General features: G+C 64.4%; 4 protein-coding genes and 1 pseudogene. 2 read left to right on the top strand and 3 right to left on the bottom strand.

Annotation, left to right across the window (positions count from 1 at the left end; all coding sequences use genetic code 11):
• Positions 1 to 137 (bottom strand): annotated as a pseudogene (locus AWB77_RS37120) (1,2-phenylacetyl-CoA epoxidase subunit PaaA); the annotation flags it as partial.
• Positions 138 to 358: 221 nt separating this feature from the next.
• Positions 359 to 1,828 carry an MFS transporter gene (locus AWB77_RS33925; RefSeq protein ID WP_061138831.1) on the bottom strand — a complete coding sequence of 490 codons (1,470 nt, stop codon included), beginning with the start codon at positions 1,826 to 1,828 and terminating at the stop codon, positions 359 to 361.
• 188 nt (positions 1,829 to 2,016) lie between these two features.
• Here AWB77_RS33925 and AWB77_RS33920 point away from each other — a divergent pair, with 188 nt between their 5' ends.
• Positions 2,017 to 3,270 (top strand): TIGR03862 family flavoprotein, encoded by a 1,254-nt coding sequence (locus AWB77_RS33920; protein WP_244158744.1) that lies wholly within the window; start codon positions 2,017 to 2,019, stop codon positions 3,268 to 3,270.
• Positions 3,271 to 3,285: 15 nt separating this feature from the next.
• On the opposite strand, the gene AWB77_RS33915 is transcribed toward AWB77_RS33920, so the two are convergent.
• Positions 3,286 to 4,437, bottom strand: coding sequence for a methyltransferase (locus AWB77_RS33915; RefSeq protein WP_061138829.1), 1,152 nt, complete (start codon positions 4,435 to 4,437; stop codon positions 3,286 to 3,288).
• A 169-nt stretch (positions 4,438 to 4,606) separates the two neighbouring features.
• Here AWB77_RS33915 and AWB77_RS33910 point away from each other — a divergent pair, with 169 nt between their 5' ends.
• Positions 4,607 to 5,902: an SGNH/GDSL hydrolase family protein gene (locus tag AWB77_RS33910; protein WP_061138828.1), complete on the top strand. Its 1,296-nt coding sequence runs from the start codon at positions 4,607 to 4,609 to the stop codon at positions 5,900 to 5,902.
• The last annotated feature ends 395 nt before the right edge of the window (positions 5,903 to 6,297 follow it).

Genomic DNA, 6,297 nt, shown 5'->3' with positions numbered 1-6,297 from the left:
GGCATCCAGTCCTGCGGCTCGATCTTGCCGTCGGCTTGCATCACCGCGTCGAAGCGGGTTTGGGCGGGGGATGCGGAGTTCTGATCGCCGTCTGCCGCGGAAGTGGCGCTGGGGATGTCCAGGGATTGCGTGTACATGTCGGCACTCGCTCTGAGAAAGTCGCTGTCCGGCGATTATAAACCGACCGGACGGTCGGTGAATGAGTTTTTGAGACGTACTCGGGTAACTCCGCATGAGAGAAGCGGACTCGATCGCGCGGATGCGCGCGCTTCCAATCTAGTTCAGGCGGGAGCGAAAACGAAAAGAGCGGCAGACGAAGCATCGTCTGCCGCTCTTCAAGGGGAATCGGAGAAAAGTCTTAGCGAGGCTGCTGCGCGGCGAAGTCTTCCGCGTCGACGTCATAGCCCGACGGTTCCCAGCGAACCGCCAGCAGCGCGACGAGCCCGGCGAGCGGCGCGACGGCGATGATCCAGAACACCTTCGTGCCGAGCGCCGCCGACAGCACCGGGAACAGGAAGAGCGAGACCGTCGAACTGGCGCGCATCAGCGTCTGATTGAAGCCGACGCCCACGCCGCGCAGCGACGTCGGATAACTCAGCGACGCGAACGTCATGCTGTGCGAGCCCGGCCCGACGCCTTGCCCGAGCAGAAACGCCGCGAGAAACGCGATCGCGACGACGACTTGCGCGCCCGTCGACGGCTTTCCGACAATCGCGAGCCCGACCAGCGCGGCCAGCTGGAACGCATAGCCGACGAACGACAGCTTCCACGCGCCGTATTTCGGCACGGTGCGCACGGAGAACAGGCCGCCCGCGAACGCGAAGCATAGATTGAGCGCGAGCGACGCGAGAATCGTGGTGAGCATCGATTGCGCAAGAAAGCTCGAAATGATGACCGGCAAGCCGAACGCGACGGCGTTATACGCGAACGACGACGCAATCGCGATGACGGTCGCCAGCACCGTCCGGCGCAGATAGACGCCGCGCAGCAGCGCGCCGTAGTTGCTCCACGTCGCGCGCCGCGCTTTCGGCGCAACGCCGGCGGTTTCGTCGACGCGCGCATCGATGCCGTAGGAGCGCTTCAGGATCGCGGCCGCGCCTTTCAGATCGCCCTGATTCGCGGCCCACACCGGCGATTCGCTCATATATCGGCTGCGGATCAGGATGATCGCGATCGCCGGCACCGCGCCGAAACCGAGAATCAGGCGCCAGAGCCAACCGGCGTTGTGCGCGGGCAAGACCGCGTACAGGCCGAGCACGAGCAGATACGAGACGCTGATCGCCGCATACCAGACCGGACACCACATCGCGACGCGGGCCGCCTTGTTGCCACGCCCCTGCAAGCGCGAGAACTCGGCGAGGAAGGCCATCGCGACCGGCAGATCGATGCCGACGCCCAGGCCCATCACGAAGCGCGCACCGCCGAGCACCCACGCGTTGGGCGCGAGCGCGCACGCAATGGCCGCGACGACGAAGAAGAACATGTCGGCCATGAAGACGCGATAGCGCCCGACCTTGTCGGTGAGATAACCGCCGAGAAACGCGCCGATGATCGCGCCGAACGTGATCGCGGATGCCACGAATCCCGCGCCCGTCGGCGTCAGCGAGAACTCGCGGGCGATGTCCTTCATGCCGAAGGCGAGCGCGCCGAGATCGTAGGCATCGAGAAAAATCCCGCCGAGCGCGATGGCGACCACCACGCGCGCATCGCTGCCGATCGCGGCGCCGTGGTTGACGAGACTGGAGACATCGGCGGCGCTTTTGATGACCGGCCGCGAATCGGCGTCAACGCGGGCGTTCGCGCGATCGGGCGCAAGAGATACGGACATGATCTGGCTATCAGTAAAAAGTTGTCGATGCAATGAATCGCCGGATCGTACTGGCCCAAGCGCGGCCGGCCAAATTCTTTTTTGTTATTTAATGACTTACGCGCGGCGGCGGAGCTTTCGGCGAGACGGAGCGGCGATGCGACAATGTCGCCTCGTTCCGTTCCTTTTATTCAGGCATGTCGTCGTCAATGGAAAACATCGAATCGGTGAACGTCGCGGTCGTTGGCGGAGGCCCGGCCGGACTCATGGCCGCGGAGGCGCTCGCTGCGGGCGGCGCGCGCGTCGATGTGTTCGACGCGATGCCTTCCGTCGGACGTAAATTCCTGATGGCCGGCAAGGGCGGCATGAATCTCACGCATTCCGAGCCCGCCGACGCGTTTCTCGTCCGCTATGGCGCGCGCAGCCCGGACATCGCGCCGCTGCTCGCGCGCTTCGACGCGGCCGCGCTGCGCGATTGGGTGCACGGTCTGGGCGTCGAGACGTTCGTCGGCAGCTCGGGCCGCGTGTTTCCGACCGACATGAAAGCCGCGCCGATGCTGCGCGCGTGGCTGCATCGGCTGCGCGCGTCCGGCGTGACGTTCCATATGCGGCATCGCTGGCTCGGCTGGGGCGACGAAGGTACGTCGATATCGCGTTTCGCGACGCCATCGGGCGAAAAACGCGTTCGGCACGACGCGCTTCTGCTCGCACTCGGCGGCGCAAGCTGGCCGCAACTCGGCTCGGACGGCCGCGCGTTGCCGATACTTGCCGCGCGCGGCGTGGACACGCGTCCGTTCGCGCCGTCGAATTGCGGTTTCGATGTCGGCTGGAGCGAGCATTTCAGCAGCCGCTTCGCCGGCGAGCCGTTGAAATCCGTCGCGATCGGCGTGGCGCGCGCGGACGGCGCGCTCGACTGGCGCGTCGGCGAATGTCTGATCACCGATCAGGGCATCGAGGGCAGCCTGATTTACGCGTTGTCGGCGCCGATCCGCGATCGGATCGACGAGAACGGCGGCGCGGGCGCGATGATCTTGCTGGATCTCGCGCCGCAGCTTTCAGCCGAGCGCGTGCGCGACGAAGTGCTGCATCCGCGTGGCGCGCGCTCGATTTCCAGTCATCTGCAAAGCCGTCTGCATCTGACGGGCGTGAAGGCGGGTTTGCTGCGCGAGTGCACAAGCAAGGAAGAATTCGCCGATCTCGACACGCTCGCCGCGCGGATCAAGGCGCTGCCGTTGCGCGTGCTGCGGCCGCGTCCCATCGAAGAGGTCATCAGCAGCGCGGGCGGCGTCGAATTCCAGGCGCTCGACGCGCGCTCGATGCTGCGCGCGCTTCCGGGCGTGTTCTGCGCGGGCGAAATGCTCGACTGGGAAGCGCCGACCGGCGGCTATCTGCTGACGGCGTGCTTCGCAAGCGGGCTCGTCGCGGGTGAGGGCGCGCTCGCATGGCTGGCTGGGCGCGACTGATCCGGTCAGGTTTGGTCAAGCAGCGACGAGCCGCCACAACGACGTTACTTCCGCCGAGCGCGCGGCGTGTAGCGGATCCGACTTGTCCATCGCTTTCGAATGGCGCGGCTTGATGTCGATTCGGCCGTCGACCTTGAGTCCGGCATGGTCGATCCATTCCTGCAATTGCGCGCGCGTGCGCAGGCCCAGATGTTCCGCGAAGTCCGACAAAATCAGCCAGCCTTCGCCGCCCGGCGTCAGATGCGCGGCGAGGCCGTCGAGAAAACCGCGCAGCATGCGGCTGTCCGGATCGTAGATGGCGTGCTCGATTGTCGCGCTCGGCCGGGCGGGCAGCCAGGGCGGATTGCAGACGATCAGCGGCGCGCGGCCTTCCGGAAACATGTCGGTTTCGACGACCTTTACCTGTCGATCGAGCCCGAGCCGCCCGATATTCTCGCGGGCGCAGTCGAGCGCGCGGGCATCGACGTCGGTTGCGACGATCCGCTCGATGCCGCGGCGCGCGAGCACGGCGGCGAGGACGCCGGTTCCCGTGCCGATATCGAACGCAAGTTCCTTCGACGGAAGCGGCTGATTCGCGACGAGATCGATATACTCGCCCCGGACCGGCGAGAAAACGCCGTAATAGGGATGAATCCGCCCGCCGACCGCGCCAATTTCGACGCCCTTCTTGCGCCACTCGTGCGCGCCTACCAGCCCCAGCACTTCACGCAACGAAACGACCGATGCTTCATCGGACGGCGGACCGTACGCTTCTTCACAGGCCTCGCGCACATTCGGCGCGCGGCGCAGCGGAATGTCGTAGTGCTCGTCGAGCGGGAGGATCAGCATTGCCAGCGTGCGCGCGCGTTGCGACTGCGCGAGACGGTGCAGATTGAATGCATCGATGGGCGATGTCGGCGTCGCCGGCTTCTTTGCCTTGCGCGGCTTGTTGTCGATGCGACGCGCCATCGCCTGCAACAGTTGCCGCGCGTTCTGGAAGTCGCCGCGCCAGAGAATCGCGGTGCCTTCGCAGGCGAGCCGGTACGCGTGATCGGCCGTCATCTGATCGTGCCCGATGACGACGCGCTTCGCCGGCGGATTGCCGCTTTCCGATCTCCAGCGGGCGGTGCGGCTTTCGCCGTCTTCGTCCCAGGCGAGGTGTTGCGGTGCTGAACTTTTCGATTGCATATTTATATGGATGCCTCACGCGATCGTCGCGCCGGCGAAAAATGAACTGGCAGCATTGTGAGGCCATTTCGGGCGCATCGCTGCGGCTTGCGCGTACTCGGGGCGATTCGCGGCGCGCGCTTTGTGACACTTAAGGCACAATCGAGCCTTTTCCGAACGCCATCGCCGAATGAAACTTCGAGTTCTCGCCGCGATTTGCGCGGCCACGCTTCTCGCGCAGTTCAACTTCGCGCCGCAGGCGTTCGCCGCCGACAACGCCGAATCGCCCGCCAACGAACACTGGGTCAGCGCGTGGGGCACTTCGTTGCAGTCGATTCCGCAAATGGCGAATCTTCCGCCGCTGTATCGCGCGCCGGATGTCGCCGGCCGCACCGTCCGTCAGTTGGTTTATCCGCAACTGGAGGGCAAGCGGCTGCGTCTGCGGATCAGCAATCTATACGGGACGGAGCCGCTCGTCGTCGAATCGATGAGCGTCGCGCGGGCGGTTGCGGGTAGCGGCGCCGCGCTGCGCGCCGGCAGCGTTCGGCCTGTGCTGTTCGGCGGACACAAGAGCGTGACGGTCGCGCCCGGCGCGCAGGCTACGAGCGATCCGGTAAGTTTTGATGTCGCGGCGTTCCAGCCTGTCGCGGTCAGCATGTTCATGGGGAAGGAGCAGAAGCTCGTCGCGTGGCACCGCGTGTCGAGCCAGGTGAATTACATTTCGACGCCGGGCGATCGTACTGAAGACACGTCGGCGGGCGCGTTCCGCGCGCGTTTTACCCAGTATGCGTGGCTGACCAGCGTGGCGGTGGGAAACGCGTCGGCGCAGGCGGTCGTGGCGATCGGAGATTCGATCACGGACGGCATGCGCTCGTCGATCAACGCGAACCGGCGTTGGCCGGACGCGCTCGGGAAGGAGCTCGCGGGTAAGAGTGGCGGGCAAGTCGCGGTGGTGAATGCGGGCATCAGCGGTAATCGATTGCTCAGTAATTCGCCTTGCTACGGCGAGGCGGTTGTGAGCCGCTTTGAGCGCGACGCGCTGCGGCACCCGGGCGTGCGCGCTGTCATCGTGCTGATCGGCATCAACGACATAAATTTCATGGCGATGCCCGCGCACTCCGGACTCGACTGCGATGCGCCGCATACCGAAGTCAACGCCGATGCCCTTGTGCGTGGATATCAACGGCTGATCGCGCAGGCGCATCAGCGGGGCGTCAAGATTTACGGCGCGACGTTGACGCCGGCTTCGCTGCCGCCCGATCGCGAGGCGATCCGCACGGCGGTGAACGAATCGATTCGTTCGAGCCGCGCGTTCGACGGCGTGATCGACTTCGATCAGGCGCTGCGCGATCCGGCGCGCCCGAGCGTGCTGCAACGCCGATATGACAGCGGCGATCACATTCACCCGAGCGACTTGGGTTACGCGGCGATGGCGGCGACAGTGCCGATCGGGCTCGTCGTAGGCGGCGTAAAAGCGACGCATTGAAGCAGGCGCAAAAAAAGTCGGTTCATCACCTTGTCATTCGAGTCTGCTTGACCTAATATTCAGCCCCTCGTCGCAAGACGAGAGCCGCTGAGCGAAACGAGCGGCCTCCAAAGTCGGCAGTTTTTGAAGCGAAAGCAAAAAATACTGTTGACAAGGAGAAAAAGATTCTTCATAATCTCGTTTCTCTGCTGCTGATGCAGCGACGCAAGACGATGGTTGGGTTTGACGGTCTTGCGATGTGCTCTTTAAAAACTAACAGCCGATAAGTGTGGGCGCTTGATGGCGAGTGCGGTTGCAGTGCTTAGGTGCTGCAGCAATAGCAAAAGTATCAAGAGTCTCACACGAAGTATCAGAGGAAGGTTTTTGTCTTAGGACAATAATCATCGTCAGTACGT

Source organism: Caballeronia fortuita (assembly GCF_001544835.2).
GTDB classification, from domain to species: Bacteria; Pseudomonadota; Gammaproteobacteria; order Burkholderiales; family Burkholderiaceae; genus Caballeronia; species Caballeronia fortuita.
The sequence above is the reverse complement of the archived record's forward strand: the minus strand, read 5'-3'. Positions and strand labels throughout refer to the sequence as shown.

Bases quoted from the DNA above. Each gene is read 5' to 3' on its own strand.
- AWB77_RS33925 (WP_061138831.1), bottom strand. From the start codon at position 1,828: ATGTCCGTATCTCTTGCGCCCGATCGCGCGAACGCCCGCGTTGACGCC.
- AWB77_RS33920 (WP_244158744.1), top strand. From the start codon at position 2,017: ATGGAAAACATCGAATCGGTGAACGTCGCGGTCGTTGGCGGAGGCCCG.
- AWB77_RS33915 (WP_061138829.1), bottom strand. From the start codon at position 4,437: ATGCAATCGAAAAGTTCAGCACCGCAACACCTCGCCTGGGACGAAGAC.
- AWB77_RS33910 (WP_061138828.1), top strand. From the start codon at position 4,607: ATGAAACTTCGAGTTCTCGCCGCGATTTGCGCGGCCACGCTTCTCGCG.